The 23,337-nt window shown below is 34.2% G+C and carries 24 protein-coding genes; 22 read left to right on the top strand and 2 right to left on the bottom strand.

Annotation, left to right across the window (positions count from 1 at the left end):
• The 6 genes from J6L95_RS05035 to J6L95_RS05010 all read left to right on the top strand — a co-directional run.
• Window positions 1–1,395 (top strand): hypothetical protein (locus J6L95_RS05035; protein ID WP_287458378.1); only part of this gene is annotated, 1,395 nt, incomplete at its 5' end.
• 306 nt (window positions 1,396–1,701) lie between these two features.
• Window positions 1,702–2,700, top strand: a complete 999-nt coding sequence (locus tag J6L95_RS05030; RefSeq protein WP_287458377.1) for an iron-siderophore ABC transporter substrate-binding protein — start codon at window positions 1,702–1,704, stop codon at window positions 2,698–2,700.
• Window positions 2,678–3,676 (top strand): FecCD family ABC transporter permease, encoded by a 999-nt coding sequence (locus J6L95_RS05025; RefSeq protein WP_287458376.1) that lies wholly within the window; start codon window positions 2,678–2,680, stop codon window positions 3,674–3,676. Before J6L95_RS05030 ends, J6L95_RS05025 begins: the two co-directional genes overlap by 23 nt.
• Complete coding sequence (locus tag J6L95_RS05020) at window positions 3,663–4,676, top strand: FecCD family ABC transporter permease (RefSeq protein WP_074689061.1); 1,014 nt, start codon at window positions 3,663–3,665, stop codon at window positions 4,674–4,676. The genes J6L95_RS05025 and J6L95_RS05020 overlap by 14 nt, the downstream gene beginning before the upstream one ends.
• Before the next feature lies 1 nt (window position 4,677).
• Window positions 4,678–5,463: an ABC transporter ATP-binding protein gene (locus J6L95_RS05015; protein WP_287458375.1), complete on the top strand. Its 786-nt coding sequence runs from the start codon at window positions 4,678–4,680 to the stop codon at window positions 5,461–5,463.
• Window positions 5,464–5,535: 72 nt separating this feature from the next.
• Entirely contained in the window at window positions 5,536–5,835 is a 300-nt protein-coding gene (locus J6L95_RS05010; protein WP_287458374.1) for a hypothetical protein, read from the top strand.
• Window positions 5,836–6,096: 261 nt separating this feature from the next.
• Here J6L95_RS05010 and J6L95_RS05005 read toward each other — a convergent pair whose 3' ends face one another.
• Together J6L95_RS05005 and J6L95_RS05000 are read right to left on the bottom strand one after the other, a co-directional pair.
• Window positions 6,097–6,657 carry a manganese efflux pump MntP gene (locus J6L95_RS05005; protein ID WP_287458373.1) on the bottom strand — a complete coding sequence of 187 codons (561 nt, stop codon included), beginning with the start codon at window positions 6,655–6,657 and terminating at the stop codon, window positions 6,097–6,099.
• Between the two features lie 46 nt (window positions 6,658–6,703).
• Complete coding sequence (locus J6L95_RS05000; protein ID WP_287458372.1) at window positions 6,704–7,558, bottom strand: AraC family transcriptional regulator; 855 nt, start codon at window positions 7,556–7,558, stop codon at window positions 6,704–6,706.
• A gap of 126 nt (window positions 7,559–7,684) precedes the next feature.
• On the opposite strand from J6L95_RS05000, the gene J6L95_RS04995 reads away from it, so the two are divergent.
• The 16 genes from J6L95_RS04995 to J6L95_RS04920 all read left to right on the top strand — a co-directional run bounded on the left by J6L95_RS04995 (window position 7,685) and on the right by J6L95_RS04920 (window position 22,863).
• Window positions 7,685–8,116 carry a Dps family protein gene (locus J6L95_RS04995; protein WP_287458371.1) on the top strand — a complete coding sequence of 144 codons (432 nt, stop codon included), beginning with the start codon at window positions 7,685–7,687 and terminating at the stop codon, window positions 8,114–8,116.
• A gap of 115 nt (window positions 8,117–8,231) precedes the next feature.
• Window positions 8,232–8,930, top strand: coding sequence for an ABC transporter ATP-binding protein (locus J6L95_RS04990; protein WP_287458370.1), 699 nt, complete (start codon window positions 8,232–8,234; stop codon window positions 8,928–8,930).
• Between the two features lie 16 nt (window positions 8,931–8,946).
• Entirely contained in the window at window positions 8,947–11,223 is a 2,277-nt protein-coding gene (locus J6L95_RS04985; protein WP_287458369.1) for an ABC transporter permease, read from the top strand.
• A 5-nt stretch (window positions 11,224–11,228) separates the two neighbouring features.
• Window positions 11,229–13,097, top strand: a complete 1,869-nt coding sequence (locus tag J6L95_RS04980; protein ID WP_287458368.1) for a BAR domain-containing protein — start codon at window positions 11,229–11,231, stop codon at window positions 13,095–13,097.
• A gap of 310 nt (window positions 13,098–13,407) precedes the next feature.
• Complete coding sequence (locus tag J6L95_RS04975; RefSeq protein ID WP_287458367.1) at window positions 13,408–13,632, top strand: hypothetical protein; 225 nt, start codon at window positions 13,408–13,410, stop codon at window positions 13,630–13,632.
• A 504-nt stretch (window positions 13,633–14,136) separates the two neighbouring features.
• On the top strand, window positions 14,137–14,700 hold the full coding sequence (locus J6L95_RS04970) for a hypothetical protein (protein ID WP_287458366.1): 564 nt from the start codon (window positions 14,137–14,139) through the stop codon (window positions 14,698–14,700).
• A gap of 11 nt (window positions 14,701–14,711) precedes the next feature.
• A complete protein-coding gene (locus tag J6L95_RS04965) occupies window positions 14,712–14,900 on the top strand; it encodes a hypothetical protein (RefSeq protein WP_031589473.1) in 189 nt (62 codons plus the stop codon).
• A gap of 113 nt (window positions 14,901–15,013) precedes the next feature.
• Entirely contained in the window at window positions 15,014–15,649 is a 636-nt protein-coding gene (gene ispD / locus J6L95_RS04960; RefSeq protein ID WP_287458365.1) for a 2-C-methyl-D-erythritol 4-phosphate cytidylyltransferase, read from the top strand.
• 121 nt (window positions 15,650–15,770) lie between these two features.
• Window positions 15,771–16,058: a 30S ribosomal protein S6 gene (gene rpsF / locus J6L95_RS04955; RefSeq protein ID WP_029071397.1), complete on the top strand. Its 288-nt coding sequence runs from the start codon at window positions 15,771–15,773 to the stop codon at window positions 16,056–16,058.
• A 17-nt stretch (window positions 16,059–16,075) separates the two neighbouring features.
• A complete protein-coding gene (locus J6L95_RS04950) occupies window positions 16,076–16,591 on the top strand; it encodes a single-stranded DNA-binding protein (protein WP_029071398.1) in 516 nt (171 codons plus the stop codon).
• A gap of 15 nt (window positions 16,592–16,606) precedes the next feature.
• Window positions 16,607–16,837, top strand: coding sequence for a 30S ribosomal protein S18 (gene rpsR, locus J6L95_RS04945; RefSeq protein ID WP_029071399.1), 231 nt, complete (start codon window positions 16,607–16,609; stop codon window positions 16,835–16,837).
• A gap of 136 nt (window positions 16,838–16,973) precedes the next feature.
• Window positions 16,974–17,894, top strand: coding sequence for a DUF2232 domain-containing protein (locus J6L95_RS04940; RefSeq protein ID WP_287458364.1), 921 nt, complete (start codon window positions 16,974–16,976; stop codon window positions 17,892–17,894).
• A gap of 49 nt (window positions 17,895–17,943) precedes the next feature.
• On the top strand, window positions 17,944–19,902 hold the full coding sequence (locus J6L95_RS04935; RefSeq protein ID WP_287458363.1) for a GGDEF domain-containing protein: 1,959 nt from the start codon (window positions 17,944–17,946) through the stop codon (window positions 19,900–19,902).
• 2 nt (window positions 19,903–19,904) lie between these two features.
• Window positions 19,905–20,351, top strand: coding sequence for a 50S ribosomal protein L9 (rplI, locus tag J6L95_RS04930; protein ID WP_029071401.1), 447 nt, complete (start codon window positions 19,905–19,907; stop codon window positions 20,349–20,351).
• 10 nt (window positions 20,352–20,361) lie between these two features.
• Window positions 20,362–21,726 carry a replicative DNA helicase gene (gene dnaB / locus J6L95_RS04925; RefSeq protein ID WP_287458362.1) on the top strand — a complete coding sequence of 455 codons (1,365 nt, stop codon included), beginning with the start codon at window positions 20,362–20,364 and terminating at the stop codon, window positions 21,724–21,726.
• 324 nt (window positions 21,727–22,050) lie between these two features.
• Window positions 22,051–22,863 carry a hypothetical protein gene (locus J6L95_RS04920; protein WP_287458361.1) on the top strand — a complete coding sequence of 271 codons (813 nt, stop codon included), beginning with the start codon at window positions 22,051–22,053 and terminating at the stop codon, window positions 22,861–22,863.
• Window positions 22,864–23,337 lie beyond the last annotated feature (474 nt).

Below are 23,337 nucleotides of genomic sequence, written 5' to 3'. Positions count from 1 at the left end.
TTATATGGCAATACTCAAGACAAAGATAAACGTAGGGTTTTGGCAAAACAGCTTAATGAAATGCAGTCTGAATACAACGTCACATGGGATTTTTGCAGAAAGTCCATGATTCCGATAGGCAAGAAATATGGCATAGATGCCATATTCGCCCTCACCAAAGCTGAGGACGTATGGCGTGGTATCGAGAAATGCCTTTACGATAACGGCAAAATGATCCATTTTTCAAAGTATGGGGAGTTACCCTGTATAAGAGCAAAACAGATAAATCGCGGCATTCCTATATCTGTCAAGGGTGACAAGTTGCAATTCAGAATCGGCAGGAATATCTTTGGAATACAAATTAATGATAGATTTCAACAAGATGAAGTGGACGCAGTTCTATCTTATCTTGCTGACTCTGAAATGATAGATGATAAAGCAGTCTATAGATTTGTAGAAGACGCATATTGCATTGATACATACAGACCGTGCTATGCTACTCTCGTGCCTAAGCTGATAAGAGGCAAATACAGGCTGTATCTTCATCTGACCATCGAAGGAAAAGCGATGCCTAAATATGACAAGCACGGCAATCCCCGTCACATATACGGCAAGGGCACGATAGGCGCTGATATCGGAACGCAGACGGTTGCATATACATCAAATACCGAGGTTGGCTTAAAAAATCTTTCGGAGCGTGGCAACAGCATACAGACTTCCGAGAAAAAAGAGCGTCTACTCTACAGGGCAATGGACAGGTCGAGACGGGCTACAAATCCTCAGAACTATAATGATGATGGCACGATCAAGAAAGGCCGTAAAATATGGAAATACTCTAATCATTATAAGAAGCTGAAAGCTAAGCACTCTGAATTATGCCGTATCAACGCAGTCAACAGGCAGCTTGCAATAAACGAAGATGCCAACCACTTACGAAGTCTTGGAGATACGTTTGTGACAGAGCCTAAAAATGCGAGCAGGCTCATGAGACGTACAAAAGAAACTACTGTTAACAGTAAAGGCAAGTTCAACAAGAAAAAGCGCTTTGGAAAATCCATAAAGAACCGCTGCCCATCTGGATTTCAGACTGCGGTAGAAAGGAAATTCAAAGTCACGGGTGGTACATACATAGAGGTTCCTAATAATTATAGGGCAAGCCAGTACGACCATACGGCTGATGATTACATCAAAAAGAAACTGTCTGACAGACTGTATAAACTTCGTGATGGTACTGAAGTACAAAGAGACTGGTATTCATCTTATCTACTTTACTGCTACGATTATAGAACACAGGACATAGATAAAGACAAATGTATTACAGAATTTAAGGCTCAATACAACAAAGAAAAAGCCCTAATCGCATGGATTAAGGCCAACAAGATAAGAATATTAAATAGCGGAATCAAAGTAGCTTAACAACTTAATATCAGGGCGATTGACTGTACGTCCTTGCCGCAAGGCAGAAGTTTACCGCTAATGTGGTCGTTGGACTGCTTGGTAATGAAAGTCCTGATTCAAACAGATTTACACTTGTAACTCCAAAGCCTGAAAATGGTGTACGATTACAAGCTACCCTTGGCAATCAGAACCCCATGGGCTTGCCCGTGGGAGCAGTCAGTAAATAGACAGGGATAAGGAACCCTGTCTTTTTTTTATCACTTTACTTGAATATAAAATATATATCAGTAGAATTAGTTAAGACTAACTTATTAAGGAGGAACTATGAAAAAAGTAATTGCGATGTTGTCATCAATCTTATTGGCATTGTCCGTAGTGGGATGCAGTTCTACCAAGAAGTCATCTACTTCTTCAACTGATCAGTATCCTCTTACCTTGACACATGCTTTTGGTACAACAACTATTAAGAAAGAACCTAAACGTGTTGCAGCGATAGGATGGGAAAACGGTGATACCCCTTTAGCATTAGGAATTGTCCCTGTAGGTGTTTCTCGTTCTAATTATGGTGCAGAAACAAAGAATCATCTTCATGTATGGGCTGATCAGGCATTCAAGAAACTTGGAGAAAACAATCCAGTTGTCTTTGATGACACTGATGGATGGGATTATGAAGCTATAGCGAAAACAAAACCAGATGTTATTATTGCCTCTTATTCAGGTATGACTAAGGAAGAATATGAAACATTAAGCAAGATTGCTCCAGTATTGCCGTATAAGAAGAATGCCTGGCAGACAACTTGGCGTGATCAGACAATTGAAAACGCTACTGCTTTAGGCAAGAAAAAAGAAGGACAGGAACTTGTTAAAAAGACAGAAACATTGATTAAAGAGAAGCTTTCTTCTTATCCTGATCTAAAAGGGAAGAAGAGTGCCTTCATGTGGTTTAGTGCAGAAGATTTAAGTAAGTTCTATGTCTACACATTAAAAGACCCAAGAGCAGCTTATCTTCAGGATTTATCATTGGAAGTACCAGAAAGCATTAAATCAATTGATTCTAAAGATTTCTCTCTTACAGTAAGCAGGGAGAAAGCAAGTACATTTAAAGATGTGGAACTTATTGTTACATATGGTGATGAAGCACTACTTAAAAAGATGCAAAGTGATCCATTGCTTTCACAGATTCCAGCCATCAAGAATGGCGCTGTAGTTCTTTTAAGCAGTGATTCAGAACTTGCGGCAGGAACGACACCAAGTATTCTGTCTATTCCTCATAATCTTGATAATTACTTAAAGGTTATCAATGAAGCAGCCAAAAAAGCTTAGTACATTTTTTCTATTGATTGTATTGCTTACACTCATAATGGCAGTTCTATCTCTTATGCTTGGAAAAGTCACAGTTTCATTTAAGAGCGTGATAGAGGCCTTTGATTCTTCGATTGTCAATAATGAAGTCAATATTGTACGTGCACGTATGCCACGTACAATATTTGCTTTATTGGCAGGATGTTCATTATCCGTTTCAGGGGCACTGATGCAATCAATTACCAGAAATCCCATTGCGGATCCTAGTATTCTTGGTGTCAATACAGGAGCTGCCTTATTTGTCATTATGGGAATGTCTTTCTCTCAAGTTGGCCGCATCTCATCATTAGCACTCGCATTTGTCGGGGGACTTTTGACAATGGTGTGTGTCTATCTTATATCATCATTTGGATATGGCGGCATGACGCCTATCAAGTTAGCGTTAGCTGGTGCAGCAATGAGTATAGCATTGCAGTCGATTGTCAATGCACTGATGCTAAAAGATCGCTTGCTGATGGATCGTTTTCGATTCTGGCAGGTAGGAAGTCTCTCCAAGGCTTCATGGCAGGATATTATAACTGTTTTGCCAGTGATTATTGTATCCTTGATTATTGCCTATCTTCTTTCATCATCGCTAGACATCATGGCTTTAGGTGATGAAATGGCCACAAGTCTTGGTATCAATGTAAGTTTTATTTGTGTACTTTCCACAATTGTAGGCGTATTGCTTTGTGCCTCCATCACCGCATTAGCAGGACCAATCGGCTTTGTAGGATTGATGATTCCTCACTTTGTTCGTCTCCTCTGTGGAAATGCCATGAAAAAAGTCCTTCTCTTTTCCTCATTATTAGGCAGCGCTGTCCTTCTTTCAAGTGACATAATCGGCCGACTTGTCGGCGGCAGCGCTGAAATAGAAGTAGGTATCATTATGGCTCTTCTAGGAGCCCCGGTGTTTATCATGATTGTAAGAAAGGTGAAGAAGTATGGATTTACATAGAAGAAACTACTACAAGAAAAAGAAAAAATACCTGATCGTAGTCATGTTTCTCATAATGATCATAGCCGCATTGATGTATATCGGATTAAGCTATGGAAAAACAATCTATTCATTTTCACATATCTATAACGTTTTATTTCATGGTGAAACAGAAGGCGCATTTGTGATCACCACACTACGCTTGCCTCGCGTTATTATTGGACTATTAGCGGGTATCTGCTTTGGCTTAGCAGGAAACATTTTTCAAAAGCTGCTGCGAAATCCGCTCGCCAGTCCTGATATGCTTGGCATATCGACTGGTGCAAGCGTAGCTGCGGTTTTCGCTATTTTGATTTTGCAGCTTTCAGGGCTAATCGTTTCACTTATTGCGATCATATTTGGTATGCTTATTTCTTTGCTTATTGTCTTATTATCTTATCATCATGGATATTCCAATAACCGCCTTATTCTTATTGGAATAGGCATGCGCGCAATGCTTAGTGCAATGATTTCCTGGATGTTGATTAGAACTTCTGAATATGATGTAGGAAACGCTTTAAGATGGCTTTCAGGAAGCTTAAATACCGTAAATATGAACGATGCGTTCTCATTGCTTATAGTAACCATCATTGCCTGTGTGCTTATTGCTATAATGAATAATGGATTAAGCGTAATGGGTTTAGGAGAAGAACTTCCGGTCTCACTTGGGGTTAACACTAAAACATTAAGAATCAGTCTTGTTATTGTGGGGTTAATGCTTGTCGCATTTGCGACAAGCATTACTGGACCTATTGCATCAGTATCCTTTTTATCGGGACCGATTGCTGGAAGAATTCTTCGCAATGGAAAAAACAATATGGCTGCCACTGCCTGCATTGGAGCGATTCTTGTATTGGCATCGGATCTGATTGCTCAATATGGCTTGTCTTCTCGCTATCCGGTAGGAGTGGTAACAGGAATGCTTGGAGCACCTTATCTGCTCTATCTTATTTTCATGATGAACAAGAAAGGAGTTCAGTAATATGCAAATTAAAGCTGAACAATTATATTTAGGATATGATGAAGAAAACATTGTCAAGAATCTCAGTATGACCCCACCCATTGGAAAAATCAGTGTCATACTAGGTGCCAATGGCTGTGGGAAATCTACATTGTTAAAGAGCTTTGCAAGACTTCTTGATGCAAGAAAAGGACAGATTACGCTTGATGAAAAGTCTTTATCTAGCTATAAGACAAAGACTCTTTCAACTCATATAGGTTTATTGCCACAAAATCCAGTAGTGCCAGAAGGTATTAGTGTGATGGATCTTGTCTTAAGAGGAAGATATCCTTATCAGAAGATGTTTTCTTCACTTACCAAAAAAGATTTTGATATTGTTCATCAATCATTAGCCATGATGAATATTGAAGATCTACATGATAAAAACGTCGATGAATTATCAGGTGGACAAAGACAGCGTGTCTGGATTGCCTTATCTCTTGCACAAGATACAGATATTCTGCTTTTAGATGAACCTACAACTTATCTTGATATTTCTTACCAGATAGAAATATTGGATAGTCTTATGACAATCAATAAGAAGAAAAATACGACCATCGTGATGGTCTTGCATGATATCAATTTAGCTGCAAGATATGCGGATTATATTTATGCTTTAAAAGAAGGAGAACTCATCAAAGAAGGAAAACCTGAAGAAATCATTACTTCAGAATTAATGAAAGAAGTCTATGGATTAGATTGTGAAGTTATAGAAGATCCTATCGCTCATTCTCCTTTTGTCATACCAAAAGGGCAGTATCATCAATAATAATTTTTTTATGATATCTTTTCTAAAAACTGTTATACATATGATAAAATAATAGTTATGAGGAGGAGAATCATGATTTTAACTATTTTATTGATCATATGGACGATATTTGTATTAATAAAGTATATCTTTGACTCTTATCAAAATAAGAAGCTTCCAAGATTACTGCTGGTATCGCCGCTGATTCTTACTGTTATCTTGTATATTGGATTTTATTTATATTATTGTTATTTGATTTTTGTAAAACATCAAGCAATAAGTTTTACCGCTGATGTGAGTGCATTATTGACGATTAGTCCAGCTATTATTAATCTGATTGTATGTCTTGTGATTGCGCTTGTTTTTAAGATAGTAATGAAAAAAAGGTCATAATTGACCTTTTTATGTTTAAATAATATTTTATAATAGACATATATATAAAATAAAAGTAGATAATATTAAGATCTTTAGTTAGAAAATAAATAAAAGGAGCAAGTGTTACGATGAAGGTGTTGAAGAAGATTCTTTTAGTGCTTTTCGTTTTATTAGTATTAATGGGTATTATTAGCTTATTAGGTAACTATATGTATATAAAAGGTTAAAGACTAATAAGTATCATTTCCATTATAAAAAGGTCATAAAATTATGACCTTTTTATATTGCTGAAATAAAGATTTCAAGTCCAATCGCAATAAGGATGATACCTCCAAGAATAGAAGCACGACCAGAAAGCTTTGTACCAAATTTTTTTCCAATATGTAGACCTGCAAAGCTGATTGAGAATGTTACAATACCGATAATGAATGAGGTAATGAATGCATTAACCATATTATAATTAGCGATAGTAAAGCCAACCGATAAGGCATCAATACTTGTCGCAATACCTTGAAGTAGTAAAGTAGATTTAGTTAGAACAGCTGTTTCTTCTTCTTCACCACGAATACCTTCGATAAGCATCTTTCCACCGATGTATCCTAATAGGATAAGGGCAATCCAAGGAATGAATGTTTCAAACTGTTTAAAGTAATGAACGATGGTATGTACACATAACCATCCAATAAGTGGCATAAAGCACTGGAAGAAACCAAAGACAAAGGATGTCTTGGACATCTTTTTTACTTTCATATGTGGTTCATTTAACCCATTGGCTAAAGATACAGAGAACGCATCCATCGCTAAACCTATCCCTAATAGTATTGCATTAATTATTAACATGATAATCCTCCAAGATAAAAACCAGGGAATGCCTGGTTTAAGTGCTTTAAACGTACACTTTTCTTGGTGATTTGTCAATACGATATTGACGTGGTGTACAGTGGTATGCTCTTAGAAATAATCTATTAAAATAGCTCTGTTGAGAAAATCCGCAGTCTTGAGCAATTTCAGAGATGCTCTTGGTTGTTTCTTTTAACTGTTTACTGCTGACTTCTAGACGATAATTGTTTAAGAAGTCAATCGGAGACATCTGCACATATTTCTTGAACATCTTTGAACATTTGCTGATGGAGACATGTCCAATGTTGGCGATATCTTCAAGAGAAATCTTTTCTTGATAATGTTCATATATATAAGATGTCATACGACGTTGAATCTGTTCATCATAATCAATAAGAGAAAGATTGTCTTCTCTTTGAAGATAAGATAAATAGATAATACGCAATAATAAAAACAGTAAAGACATCACTTCTAGAATATAGCCACTGTTTTTTTCATGTAGACTATGTTCCATGTTTTCAATGATTTTACTTAAATCCTGATTGGAAGGATGTCTATGATCAAAGATTATATAATTTAAAGAAGGATCTTTTAACATGGGATCAAGATATGAAGAAATAATACGTTCTTCACGAATTAAGGCAAAGGGATCAAAGATGACACTTTTTCTTAGACAAGAATGATTCTTCTTGTTAAAAATCTGATGATGATGTCTTTGATTAATAAGGCAGATATCACCTTTGTTTAATTCAAGTTCTTTTCCATCAATACGTAAAGAAAGATGGTCTTCTAAAGATTTGATGATTTCTACATAAGAATGAAGATGAGTCAATGCTTTATGATTTTCTTCATTGCATTCTGTTCCTACAAAAATAGGATGCAGGTTGTTTACTCTATGCATAAATACTCCTTTCGTACAATATTGTATTAATTATAAAGAAGAAACTGCTATAAAATGAGATATAAAAATCATATCATGTAAATACAAGGAAAGCACAGAAAGTGCTCATAAAAAAGGAGGAAAAATATGGAAAATAAATTAAATGCTTATTTATCAGATCTCGTTGTCTTCTATCATAAATTGCAGAGCTATCATTGGTATATCGCTGGTCATACATTCTTAGAGACACATGGAAAGTTGGAAGAATATTATAATATGATCAATGAGCAGATTGATGATGTTGCGGAAGTTATGCTTATGAATGGATATCATCCAGTTGCAACATTAGAAGAATTTAAGAACAATTCTTCTATCAAAGAAGCAAAAGGTGAATTTAACACTGATGTAAAAGCTGTCTATACAGAGTTATGCAATGATTTTCATCATTTATTAGATGCTGTTGTTTCTATTAAAGAAGCAGCTGATGAAGTATCTTCTTATCAGATTTCTTCATCAATGGATGAATATATTTCAGCCTATAAGAAAGTCATCTGGATGATTGAACAGACGATGATGTAAAGACTGTCATTTGACAGTCTTTTTTTGTTTTATAAAGCAAAATTATATTGCTAATTTTTTACAGGTATGAAATAATTATGGCAGTTAGTGACGACTAACTATAAGAGGTGAGAATATGGAATTTTTAGTTTTGAAGAATGTGAAGAAATCATATGGGCAGGATGAAAGTCTTGTTCATGTCCTTAAAGGAATTGACTTATGTCTAAATAAAGGTGAACTTTGCGTTATGCTAGGACCATCGGGATGTGGAAAATCGACCTTGTTAAATATCATCGGGGGTATTGATTCTTGTGATGAGGGACAGATATTTGTTGATGGTAAAGATATATCTCAGATGAAAGAAAAAGACCTTACAAAATATAGAAGATTTCATCTGGGATATATCTTTCAGATGTATAACCTGATACCTAATTTGACGGTAAGGGAGAATATTGAGGTAGGAGCCTATTTGAGTGATAATCCTCTTGATTTAGATCATCTTTTACGTGTGCTTGGTTTATATGAACATCAGAATAAATTACCACATGAATTATCTGGTGGTCAGCAGCAGCGTACTTCTATTGGAAGGGCTGTTATTAAAAATCCTGAGATTTTGCTTTGTGATGAACCTACTGGAGCATTGGATTATAAGACATCAAAAGATATTCTTGGATTATTAGAGGATATTAATGAGAAGTATGGGACAACTATTCTAATGGTCACTCATAATGATGCATTAGCTCATATGGCAGATCGTATTGTGCATATTAAAGATGGTGAGATCTTGAGTAATCAGGTTAATAAGAAAGTATCCATCAAGCAGATCGAGTGGTGATACTATGAGTCCATTAATGAAAAGAATACCAAGAGAAATTCGTAATGGATGGTCTAAGTATATTGTTATTTTTTTATTGTTAGTAGGAACTATTTCCTTGTGCTCAGGATTCTTTGTGGCAGATGAAAGCATGCTGAAGGCATATAATGACAGCTTTGATAAATGTAATATAGAAGATGGTCATTTTATGACAAAGAATCCATTAAATGAAGCGCAAAGAAAAAACATTTCAAGGAATGTAACAATCTATGATCTTTCTTATGTAGAAAGAACTCTTTCTTCTTCTAAAATAAGAATCTTTAAACAACGACATACTATTAATAAAGTGGATGTTCTTGAAGGACGTTTAGCTAGAAAAGAAGGAGAAATTGCGATTGATCGTTTATATGCAAAAAACAATCATTTATCCATTGGTAATTATCTTGATAATAAATGGAAAATCGTAGGCTTTGTCGCATTATCTGATTATAGTGCCCTCTTTGAAAATAATTCTGATTCAATGTTTGATGCTATTAAATTTGGGGTAGGCGTTGTTAATGAGAAAACATTCAATCAATTAACACGTTCACAGATGAAATATTGTTATGCATGGAAATATAATAAAAAGATAAAGGATGAAAAGAAGGCTGCGGATGATCTGTTAAAAGTTATTAATGAAGAAACAAGTCTAGATGATTATGTTCCACGATATCAGAATCAGTCAATCACATTTACTGGTTCAGATATGGGAAGTGATCGAGCGATGGTTATGATGCTTCTTTATATCATGATTATCATTATGGCATTTGTATTTGTGGTGATGATATCTGATACCATCATGAATGAAGCAAATGTTATTGGAACACTTCGAGCAACAGGATATACAATCAAAGAACTGATCTTTCATTATATGAGTGCACCGATGATAGTAACATTAATATCTTGTCTAGTAGGAAATATTCTAGGCTATACTTACTTTAAGACATTAATGGCTTCTCTTTATTATAATAGCTACTCATTGACAAGCTATAAGACAATCTGGAGTATTAGTGCTTTAGTGGAAACAACGGTTGTACCACTTATCTTGATGATTGTTATTCACTATGTAGCATTAAGAAGAAAGCTTTCTCTTACAGTGTTGAAGTTTATAAAAAGAGATCTAAGTAAATCAAAGAGAAAACATGCTGTGTATTTACCGCGACATATTCCATTTTTTACAAGATTTCGTATGCGTATTATCTTTCAGAATATAGGAAGCTATATTATGATCTTTGTTGGTATTCTCTTTGCTAATCTACTATTGTTATTTGCACTTGCATTACCAGATATGATTCATAATTATCAGGATGTGATGAAGAGTCAGATGATTGCTGATTATCAGTATATATTAAAGGTCCCTTCATCTATTCAAAGTGAAGATAAACTTAAATCCATGATTTCACTTCTCAGTTATCAAAGAGAAGTTGAAACTGATCAGGAGGCAGAGAAGTTTAGCGCCTGTTCATTAAAAGCAAAAGAGAGTGGTGCTAAAGAAGAAGATGTCATGGTTTATGGCATACATAAAAAGAGTCGTTATGTGAATATTGATCATCATGGAGATGGTGTTTATATTTCATCTTCTTATCATGAAAAATACGGTTATGACAAAGGCGATACAATTATTTTGCATGAGCCGTATGAAAAGAAGACATATAAATTAAAAGTACAGGGTATCTATAATTATCCTGGAAGTGTCTGTGTCTTTATGGATCAAGAAAAATTGAATGAAGATATCTTAAAGACAGGAAGTCAGTATTTTTCTGGATACTTTAGCGATAAACCCATTACTGATATTAAGAAGGAGAATATAGCTACTATCATTGATTTTGATACTATCACAAAAATATCAAGACAGCTTGACGCTTCAATGGGTAAGATGATGTCGGTAGTACAAGGAATCTCTTTGGTTATGTTTATGGTCATCATCTATCTGTTATCAAAAGTCATTATTGAAAAGAATGGACAGTCCATCTCCATTATAAAGATACTTGGCTATTCTAATAGAGAAGCAGCTAAGCTTTATATACTAGCTACCTCATTGGTCGTACTATTAAGTATCATAGTTTCTATTCCTTTGGAATATTATTTACTTAAGCCTGTCTTTATAGCCATGATGAAGACTGAAATGTCAGGATGGATTCCATTTGATATCAATAAAATAGTCTACATAAAAATGTTTATATACGGTGTATTGACATACACTGTCGTCGCTATCATGGAATATAGAAAAATACAGAGAGTCTCAATGAGTGAGGCTTTAAAGAATGTGGAGTGATAAGAATGAAAAAGCTGTTGTGTCTTCTGCTTTCTTTAACTCTTGTAGGATGTACATCTTCAAAAGGGAAAAGCAGAGAGAGGGTTCAAAAAAAGAATAGTGTGGTTGTTTTAAATGAAGAAGGAAAGAAAGTCATTGATTCTTCTTCTAAACAGGAAACAGTTAATGTGAAAGCAGATGCTTTTGGTAATATAAAAAAGATTAAGGTAGATGTGTCTCTTAAAAAAGAAGATAAGAGTGACCTTATTAAAGATCAGACAATATTGTCCCAAATTAAAAATAAAGAAGGGGATGAAGAGTTTAACCTAAAGAACGGTACTCTACTTTGGCAAAACCACAATGAGGCTATTCGCTATATGGGTACAAGCACAAAGAAGCTTCCGGTGGATGTTAAATTGTCATATTTCCTTGATGGTAAACAGGTTAGCCCTAATGAAATACAAGGGAAAAGTGGACAGGTCAAGATTCGTGTTGACTATAAAAACAATGAAGAAAGAACGATGAATGGCTACAAGGTTTATGTACCTTTTACTGTTCTTTCCATGCTGTCATTATCTGAAGATCACTTTGATCATATCAAAGTGAAAAATGGAAAAGTCATGGACTATGAAAACAAGCATATGGTTGCAGGACTGATTAGTCCCGGATTATCAGAATCATTGAATGATTCTGACATCCCTGACTTCATAGAAGTCAGTGCAACCGCTAAAGACTTCCAGCTAGACTTTTCAAGTCATATTGTGACATCTGGATTGTTTAAGAATATAAAGATGTCTTCAATTAATAAAATTGAAGATTTACAGAACGCCTTGAACACATTGAATGATCAGTCTTCTCAACTCGTCAACAATGCTTCAAAATTAGTTGAAGGATCAGGTGCCTTTGGAGAAGGACTTTCTCAGTATACAAAGGGAACAAGAACAATTAACAATGCGGTTAAGAAGTTAAGTGAGGCCTTATCTTTAATGAGCAGTAAATCTGCTGAACTTGAAACGGGCACTACTAATTTTAATAAGGCTGTACAGGCATTGAAGAATTCTTCTTCTAAAGAAACAATGTCGAAGATTTTATCTTTAAGCAATAAAGAAAAAGTACTTGGTGAAAAGCTTTCTGAAATGAAGAATGGAATAGCTTCTTATAAGAAACTGCTTGATGTGATCGAAAAGGAAGATTTATCAAAGACACAGGAACAGTTAGCCAATGGTGTTTACAATGATATTGAAGAGAAGATGAAGAATGTGCTTAATGAAACATCGTTGACAGATGATGAAAAAGAAAGAGTGCTTTCTTTATTAAAAAGCAGTCTTAAAGAGAGCGGAACATTAAAACAGATTTCTGATAGTTATTCACATATTTATAATGCCTGTAAGGATGTTAAGAAGGTGGATATGTCATCTTTAACTAAACTGCTCGACAACATGAAAAATGATGTTGATGAATTAAGAAAAACATTGCCAAATGAATCATCAGTAAAGGATTTAGCAGGACAAGTCAATGCTTTAGCTGATGGAAGTGAAAAGATTGCGAAAGCAATGAAAGCATATAAAGAAGGGAATCAGAAGATTGCCAAGATGAGCAAGAAGTTAAGTGATGGTTCTGATACACTTTGTAAACATCTTCCACAATTAGAAGATGGCTATCAGTCTCTAGCAAAAGGAATGAGACAGTTCGCTCAGGGATTGACACTGTTCCATGAAAAAGGTATTTCTCAATTAGCTTCTCTTTCTACTGGTAAGAAGAAAGAGTTTATCAAGAAGATAAAAGCAATAAGAGAAGCTGATGCTTATGATAATTATTCAGGTAAAATGGATCAGCAGAAATCAAGTGTACGTTTTATTATTGAAACAGATGAAATCAAGAAAGACGAATCGTAAATGATTCGTCTTTTCAATATTATGATTGTTTTAATATGAATAAATGAGGGCTTTTGGTTGTAATTGGTCTGATTTTCTCTTCTTTATTGACTCTATCTTATGCTTATAAAAAACGCAATATGTACGACTATAAGTTTCCGTGTTTAAAGATGGAAAGATTGAATACGACATCCTATATGATTTGTTTGATCACGTAATCAAGGTGAATGGCAAGGTCGTAGCCTACATTTTGAACAAACCTTAAACATTGTAAATATAAAGACGGCGGTTGGTGGAAATCGACACGTCCAGTATATTAAGGAGAACAATAATGAAAAAAGTATTGAATTTCTTGTTAAGAGATGTTGTCTATTTTCCAGTTATAATTGTTTTATTGATTTTGGTTATTCTAAGAGAATATACAGACATAAAATTTCTGAAGGATATTGCATGTATTAATTCTTTAATATTATTTGTCTATTCATTAACAATGAGTATTAAACAAAGCAGAGAGATGAAAAAAGTAGTCAAAGAAGAAAAGAACTTGAATAAATAAAATCCTGATCATATATGAAGGAAGCAAGGATTTTATCTGTAAGACTAAAATATTGGGAGAAATAGTTATGACAATATTATAAGTTCAGAAATTAATAATCAAAAAAGATTATGAAAGAGGCTGTAACGAAGTGACTCAAGCATTTCGTTACAGCCTCTTTTCAAGCTTTTAGTGCGATATTTGTCAACAATTAATATAATTTTATTCTTTTATCTATCTCCTTTAAAATAATAACTTATCTATTAAAATAATGTGTATTTCATTAATTTTTAAAAAACTATAATATTGTTTTCAAAAATATATAGGCCTGCTATAATATAATTAACAATTTAATATGAAAAAAGCAGGATTTTTTATGAAAAAATGGTTTTGTTTTTTGGCTGTAATTGGTCTTATTTTCTCTTCCTTATTGACTCCATCTTATGCGTATGAAAAAATGCTACAATGATATTCGACACGTATGACTATAAGGTTTCACAAAGCAGGGACTATAATAGAGTTTCTATGCTTAAAGATGGAAAGATTGAATACGATATCATATATGATAAATTTGATAACGTAATCAAGGTGAATGGCAAGGTAGTAGGCTACGTTGAAATGGATTCTGAACAAACTTCAAACATTTTAGATACTGTTTCTACCAATAATTATGGATCAATGCTTATGGTGGCTAAGAATTATTGGAATGTTGGCAATTTCAAGCACAAATATAAAGTTACAATTGAAGATGCATCAATCATAGTTGGAGCTATTATAGCTTTACCTGCAATTATTGGTGCTGCAACAATAACAGGTATTTCAATGGCAACAATGAAATCAGCAGTTAGCGCTTTAGCTAAGAATATTCTTAATGCATGGTCAGCACAAGGTATACTATCTCATTACGCAGGAAAATTCTATGTAAGTGGTTATGTATCATTCACTTTACAAAGACGTAACGATGCTTCTTCTAGATATGCTAATAGAAAGCTTTATATGAAAATAGTCCTTGCATCTAAAAAATACAAGTCAAAGACAAGATCACTTGGTAATGGTGGATGGTTTAAGTCTACAAGACCAAATTATTAGGAGAAATCATTATGAAGATATTTAATTTTTTAATGAAAGACATTGTTTTTATCCCCGTAGGTATTCTTTTAGCAATCACAATATGGTTTGGTACAAATACTAACAATAAGTTCTGGTGGTATATCACAGGAATAACTGCTCCTATTTTATTTATCTATTCTCTTATAAAGATTATTCATGATAGAAAGAAGAGAAGTTAAGTGACAACCAACCAGGAAGTATTCATTATGAGAATATTATAAATTCAGAAATTAATAATAAGACGAATCATTAGGATTCGTCTTTTGTGATAGAATAAGAGGGAGGTGGAAATATGGACTATAGTGCAATCATACTGTGTGCCGGAAGTGGCAAACGAACTGGGTTAGGATACAATAAGATGTTTTTTAAGATGGATGATGAGACAGTCTATGAAAAGAGTGTAAAGATCTTTCTTAACGATGAAAGATGTAAACAGATTATCATTGTTTCTAAAATGGAAGAACGAGATGATTTTAAGAATCTTCTTAATGAAGAAAGAATGGTATTTGTCAATGGGGGAAAAGAAAGACAGGATTCCGTATTTGAAGGATTAAAGGCAGTTAATCAAGATTATGTCATGATTCATGATGGAGCAAGACCATATGTGTCACAGGAGCTTCTTGATCGAATTGTGGATACATTATCTTCATGTGATGCCTGTCTTCCAATGGTAAGATGCAAAGATACCATTAAAAGAGTGGTAGATGGGAAGGTGGTTAACACCTTAAAAAGAGAAGAACTCTATCAGGCACAGACACCACAGTCATTTAAAACAGCTCTTATTATTAAGGCTCATGACTATGCTAAAGTGCATCAGGTAAGTGTCACTGATGATGCTTCTATGGTAGAAATCATGGGAGAAGATGTCTATGTAGTAGAAGGAGATTACGATAATATAAAGATCACGACAAAAGAAGATCTTAGATAATAATTTTCTCGAAATAATCGTTGCTTTTCTTGTAAGAGAATGCTATTATGATTGAGCATGTAAATTATATTTACAGCCTGTCTATGAAAATAGACCGTATAGACCAAAGGAGGTAAACAGAATGAACAAGTATGAAATTATGATGATTGTTAAGCCTGATGTTGAAGAAGAAGCAAGAAATACTCTTCTTGAAAACTTCAAGAATATCTTAACTAAAGGTGAAGGTGTTGTTGACAACATGAGCGAAGAAATGGGCTTACGTGATTTAGCTTACGAAATCAAAGATTATACTAAAGGTTACTATGTTGTATTTGATGTACACACTACACCTGCTAACGTAGCTGAATTTGAACGTTTATCACGTATCAACGCTAATGTATTACGTCATTTAACTTTACGTCGTGACTAATAAGAGGGTGAATAATTATGATGAATAGAGTTGTCATCGTTGGACGAATGACAAGAGATCCAGAATTAAGAAGAACTGGTAATGGAACTGCCGTTACAAGCTTTACGCTTGCACTTAACCGTAACTATAATAGTGCGGATGGTCAGCAAGCTGACTTTATCCCAGTTGTAGTTTGGAACAAGGCAGCTGAAAATGTTGCACAGTACTGCTCAAAGGGGTCGCTTGTAGGAGTCGATGGAAGACTTCGTTCTCGTAGCTATGATAATGCACAAGGACAGAGAGTCTTTGTAGTAGAGGTTCAAGCTGATAATGTACAGTTCTTAGAAACAAAAGCTTCTAGAGAAAGATATCAGCAGAATCACGAAAACGCTGTTCCTCAGAATAATTTCTATGGTGGAAACCAGAATTCTCAGTCACCAAAAACACAAAACCAGAACAATGACTTCTATGATATGAAAACAGTGGATCTAGAAAGTGATTTCAATGATTCAGTGAATACTTTCAATATTATGGAAGACGATATTCAATTCTAACAGGAGGATACAATAATGGCATATAGAAAACAGAGAATGGGTAGAAGAAAAGTATGTTACTTTACTAAAAACCATATCGAATATATCGATTACAAAGATGTAGAATTATTAAAGAGATTCATCTCTGCAAACGGTAAAATCATCCCTAGACGTGTAACTGGTACTTCAGCTAAATATCAGAGACAGTTAGCTAGAGCTATCAAACGTGCTAGACAGATGGCGTTATTACCATACGTTGTAGAATAATAATCATTTAATAGTGTTCAATAAAACATGAGAAAAGGAGCTGATCGATGATGATCAGCTCTTTTTTTAATTTAGATTTTCATTGTACAAATAAGAAATCTTATACTAAAATGAAAGGACTGAAGGGGGAATAAAGATGAAGACAAGACAATTGGTAGAAGGGGCAATGATAGCTGCATTATTTGGGTTAGTATCAATACTCAATTCTTACTTGGCAGGAATGATTGATTCATTGGTAGGCTATTTTATGGTTGTTCCTATTGCCTGGTATGGTTATCGCTATAATCTTAAAGATAATATGATAGTTGCCTTTGTTTCAGTATTAATAGTTATCTTTACAGGATTACCAATGTTCATATTTATTGCAATATATTCCTCAATGTTTGGATTGTTTTTAGGTGAATCTTTAAAAAGAAAACTAAAGAAAGAATGGATATTGCTGGGAGGATTTATTGTCAGTTTTATCGCTAATATTATGTTATATGAAGTGTTATCAGGATTATTTGGTATAGATCTTATTGCTCAATTGACACAAAGCTATAAGAATGCGATTGAGTTCTGGCCTTCATTAAAGAAGTACATAAGCTTGTCTCAAGTCAAGAATATGATTCCTCTCTTTATTCTTGGTGTTTCCTTCATGGAATGTTATGTCATGTTAGCATTAACACAGATTATCTTAATGAGATTCCATATTCCTTTTCCTGAATCTTTTCATTTATCTACCTTTAGATTATCAAGAAAAGCAGGGCTGGTATGTGCCATTTTACTGGCTGTATCTTTCTTATTAAGAAGCAATGGTATGAAGAATATATTTGTTAATTATACTTACTATCTGACTTATATGATCTTTGTGGTAGCAGGATTATCATATTTTTCTTTCTTCTTTGTATTACAGGGAAAACCAGGCGCAAGTGCCTTGCTTATTCTTTTGTTGATCATCCCAATTACACCGGTCTTATATGCAATAGTTGGGGGTATTGATACAATAACACAAAGAAAAAACACAATTTATGATGAAATTATGAAGAATGCGAATCATGGTGATGTTAAAGAATAGAAAAACATGTGAAAACAATATATAATGAATGAATGAGGAGGTGAATGCCATGACAAAAAAGATGTTATCGTTGAGAAATATCTTTACTTTGGCATTACTGCTAGAAATTGTCATTGTGACAAGTTTCTATCTTGTTTTAAATGTGGATGTGCTATTCATATTAGCTATATATGTTTTATTAAAAAATGTCATCATATTTGGCTGTATGATCTATATGGCATCACTTCTAGAAAATGATTCCTTGAGTGTCTCTGAAGCATTGAATCAGGATATGGGCAATGCTTTAATCTTTGGGGGAATTGGTCTTATTCAATATGATGATAATAGAAACATCACATGGGTATCAGATCTTCTTTTAGCATTAAATATTAAGATTGTAGGAGTTAAGCTGTTAGAGTGGCAGCCAACATTAGCTTCATTATTTGAAGATGAAGATGTACGACTTATCGATGTAAAAGGACGTAAATTTGAAGCCTACAATTCAGATGAATCTCATCTGATCTATTTAAAAGATGTTACAGAATATACTGTACTAGAACAGGACTTCGATGATGGTCAGATGTGTATTGGCTATATTACTATTGATAACTACGATGAAACTATTTCTAATGCTGATGAAACAAAATCAGTAGAGATTCAATCAGTTGTTCGTCAGGTTATTGTAAAATGGGCTAGTGATAATGGCATGATCATTAGAAGATACAAGTCTGGAAGTTATTTCATTTTATTTAATGAACGTATTTATAAGAAACTCATTGAAGATAAATTCAATATTCTAGATCGCTTTAAAAAATCTATCTTAGAACTTGGCGAAGTAATGACACTTTCTATCGGTATTGGTAGAGGGACGAGAGTATTAGGTGAACTAGAACAGCTTGCCTCTTCAGCACTTAATCTTACGTATTCACGTGGTGGTGACCAGGTTGCAATCAAGAGCAGCAATGATCGTGTTCGATATTTTGGTGGTACAACAGATACCTTTGAGAAATCTTCAAAGGTACGTGCCAGAGTTATTGCACAGACGCTTTCAGGTATTATTAAGAGAAGTGAGAATGTTTATGTCATGGGACATAAATATTCTGATCTTGATTCTTTAGGTTCATCTTTGGGTATCGCGAAACTAGTAAAAAGTTTTGATAAAGAGGTACATATTGTCATTGATAATGATTCATTAGAAGAAAAGACAGCGGATGTTGTGTCAATCATCAAAAAAGATGAAAGATACAATGATTTACTTGTTTCACCAATAGAAGCAGTGGAACGTGTAAAGAGAGATTCATTATTGATTGTAGTAGATCATCATAAGCCATCTCTTTCTATTTCACAGACTTTACTTGAAAAGACAAAAGAGAAGGTTGTTATTGATCATCATCGTAGAGGTGAAGAATTTATTGATTCACCAACATTAACTTATCTAGAACCATCTGCTTCATCTGCAACAGAGCTTATTGTCGAGCTTTATAGTTATGTAAGCAAGAAGGTAGAATTAACTGAACTTGATGCAACAATTATGTATTCTGGTATGCTAGTAGATACAAACCAGTTCAGACAGCGTGTAGGTGTACGTACATTCCAGTCAGCCGCTAAGCTTAAAGAAATGCAGGCAGATGTTGTTAGAGCTTATGAATTCCTAGAAGATTCATTTGATCGTACAGTAGAAGTCATGAATATTTCTAAGAGCGCATATCAATTTAAAGATCACATCTTGATCGCATATGCGAATGATGATGATGAACATGATTCAGTTGTATTAGCTAAGACAAGTAACCAGATGCTTAACATTTCTCATGTTAAGGCTGCGTTTACAATTGGTAGAACCGCAAAAGATGTTATTTCTATCAGTGCCCGCAGTTCACGTGAAATCAATGTACAGATGATCATGGAATTAATGGGTGGAGGAGGCCATTTCACAATGGCAGCCTGTCAGCTAAAAGAGACAACTGTCGAAGAAGCGCGCAAGCGTCTTGAAGATGCAATTAATGAATATTTAGAAGATAGGGGAGAATAGATATGAAAGTTATTTTATTGGAAGATGTAAGAAAAGTTGGTAAAAAAGGAGACATCGTAGATGTCGCTGATGGATATGGACAGAATTTCCTTATCAAGAATAAGAAGGCTGTTATGGCTACTAAAGTTCAAAAGAATATTTTAGCTAAACAGAAGGAAGAAGAAGCTCTTATTGAAGCTGAAAAGAAGAAGGAAGCAGAAGAACTTGCTAAACGTCTTGAAGATATTAAAGTAGAATTCAAGGTTGCAACTGGTAAAGAAGGTCGTACTTTTGAACATGTTTCTACTAAACAGATTGTTAAAGCTTTAAGAGAAGATTATGGTATCAAGGTAGATAAGAGAAAATTTGTGAATGCTTATCCAATTGGTAACCTTGGTACAACTAAATTAAAGATTGAGCTTTATAAAGGTGTATTTGGTACTGTTAATGTACATTTAACTGAAAAATAGGAGGGATCTTATGGAAAGAGAGTATCCACATGATCTTGAAGCAGAACGTGCTCTTTTAGGAGCGATGCTTATTGATAAAGATGCCTGTGCAGAAGTCATCAATGTGGCTCTGCCTCAGGATTTCTATTATGATAAACATAAGATGATTTTTGAAGGTATGAAATACCTTCATGATAGTAGCGTCCCAGTAGATGTTACTACCCTCACGACATATCTTATGGATAAGAAGATTCTTGATAAAGTTGGAGGAGTTGAATACTTGATGCAGTTGAGTGAATCAGTTCCTACTACTGCTCATACTCAGTATTATCTTAATCTTCTTAATGATAAGTCATTATTAAGAAGATTAATTCAAGAATCTACTAAAATTATTTCTCAGGCTTATGATGAAGTCGGAGATATGAATGATTTTATTTCTACAGTAGAAAAGAATTTCCTAGATGTTACAAGAGATCGTAATGCGGGTGAATTCCAGAATATCAATGATGTCATTCAGGAAGTAACAGATCGTCTTGTCTTATTACAAAAGAACGGTGGAAATATTTCCGGGGTAAAGACAGGATATCGTGATATCGATAGATTAACATCGGGATTCCAGCCAGGGGATTTAATTATCTTAGCTGCCCGTCCATCTGTTGGTAAGACCGCATTCGCCTTAAATATCGCCCATAATGCATCATTCCAAAGCCCTGATGCTGTTGCAGTATTTTCACTAGAAATGCCAGCTGCTCAGCTAGTCAACAGATTACTTTGTTGCAGTGGGGGAATAAACAATGATTCATTAAAGAACGGTGCAATTCTTAAAGAAAATCCTACTAAATACTATGCTGCGGCAGAAAAGGTTACAAAATGTAATCTTTTCATAGATGATTCAGCAGGAATCAAAGTTGGAGAAATCGCTGCTAAATGTAGAAGATTAAAACAAGAACATGGTTTAGCTCTTGTCATTATCGATTATCTTCAGCTGATCAGTGGACCAGCCAATTCAAGAGAATCACGTCAGCAGGAAGTATCAGATATCTCACGTCAGCTAAAAGCCATGGCCAGAGAACTAGAATGCCCTGTTATTGCCTTGTCGCAGTTATCTCGTCAGGTAGAACAGCGTAAAGGAAAGCCAATGCTTTCCGATTTACGTGAATCAGGGGCAATCGAACAGGATGCGGACATTGTCGCATTTATTCATCGTGAAGATTATCAGAATAAAGAAAAAGAAGCAGAAACAAACGGATTGACAGAAATCATTATCGCTAAGCACAGAAATGGTGCAACAGCCGATATCCCACTTGTCTTTGAACGTCAGTTCTCACGTTTCTCTAACTATACGACAGAAAGCGCACCACAAGCAGGTGATGGCATTCGAGATGTAAGAGCGTAATACACGCTCTTTTTTATTTCATTATTAATTTTGCTTTTAATTTCAATAGTTTATTGTCATGTTTATGAAGGAAGCTCTTATCGTAATACAAGCAATGCATTATTGAATATTTATAAATACATTGCTTCTCCAAGACGCTATATATGTGGAATAGCTTTGATTATTCATCATGCTTTTTTAGTTTTTGACAAGTAAATCAAAGTATTTGTGATTCTGGTTATGTCAATAGCAATTGACTTATTGATGATATATATATATATATACTATATATAATGATTTACAATATATTTTTATTTAAAAGGAAATCTATTCAAGAGGTGGAAAATGAATATTGGAATATATCTTAAAAAGATCATGTGGAGTAGAAAGTATCTGATTGCTTTTTTATGTATTATGATTGTATGCTTTATGCCACTTGGACGAGAAATTATACAGGATTATGGATTAGATGGTTATATAGCAGCTATTGAAGCACCAGAAGTGACACTTTTGTATTCTACATTGACAATAAGTTTACATACGATGTTTTTGGTGGCAGCTCCTCTTATGGCGTGTTTTGCATGCTCACAGGGTTATGCAGAAGATTATGAAGCAAATATGACAGCTTGTATAGCTACAAGGGATGAAAAAAATAAATACCATAATTATCATCTTATTGCTTCAATGATTTCAGGATTTCTAATAATTGCATTACCGCTTTTAATTAGTTTTTTTGTATCACTAATCGCTTATCCATTAAGTGGCGGAGTGAATAGTACATTTAAAACTACAGCGTATGGTCTAACTCCTAATTTCAAAGGGATCATGGGTTATTGGTATACGTTTGCACCAAACTTTTATTTTTTCTTTCATGTTATTTTAATTGGTACTGCAACAGCTCTATTATGTGGAATAAGCTATTCTATTTCATTATTCACATATTTTAATAAGTATATTTCCGTGTTAATTACATTTGGAATTTATTTATTCAATTCATTTTATACAGGTGAGATATTTCCGGATTATGCATATGTCAATGTTATTGACCTTAGATATGAGAAGATAAGTTTTATGCCAATGATTATTGTCTTTATACTAACAATAATTATCCTAGGAATAATTTTTAAGGTAGGTATCATTTATGATGAACAGGAATAGAACAAAGCTTCTTGTCTTATTTTATATAATGACACTTATATTTTCTTCATTTGTGACAGTGCCTAAGATCCGTACTATTTTTCTGTTTTTAGGGTTATCACTTGTTATAGTGTCTTGTCTTAATGATAGAGAAAATCTTATGGTAAAAATAAGAGAGACAAGACATGAAAGAAAAATAAAAAATATATTTGCTTGTGTTAGTCTTTCTCTCTATTCTTCTCTTGCTATTGTGATATGTGATGTTATTAGAACATTAATTAGTGTTAATTTATTTATCTTTAGATTTGAATATCTTGTCATTGTATTTTTATATTGTTTAACACTTGCTTTAGCGATAGCGTCAAGAATTTTGTGTAAATTCTTGATTCCTGTTTTTTTGATTTCTGTCTGATTTGTTTACTGCAGAAATGCAGTAGGCATGGTTCTATTCTTCAGTGACATCTGCATATGTGCAGATGTCACTGAACCAGAAGT

Source organism: Kandleria sp., from assembly GCF_017934775.1.
Taxonomy (GTDB): domain Bacteria; phylum Bacillota_I; class Bacilli_A; order Erysipelotrichales; family Coprobacillaceae; genus Kandleria; species Kandleria vitulina.
This window is presented reverse-complemented; position numbering and strand designations above follow the sequence as displayed.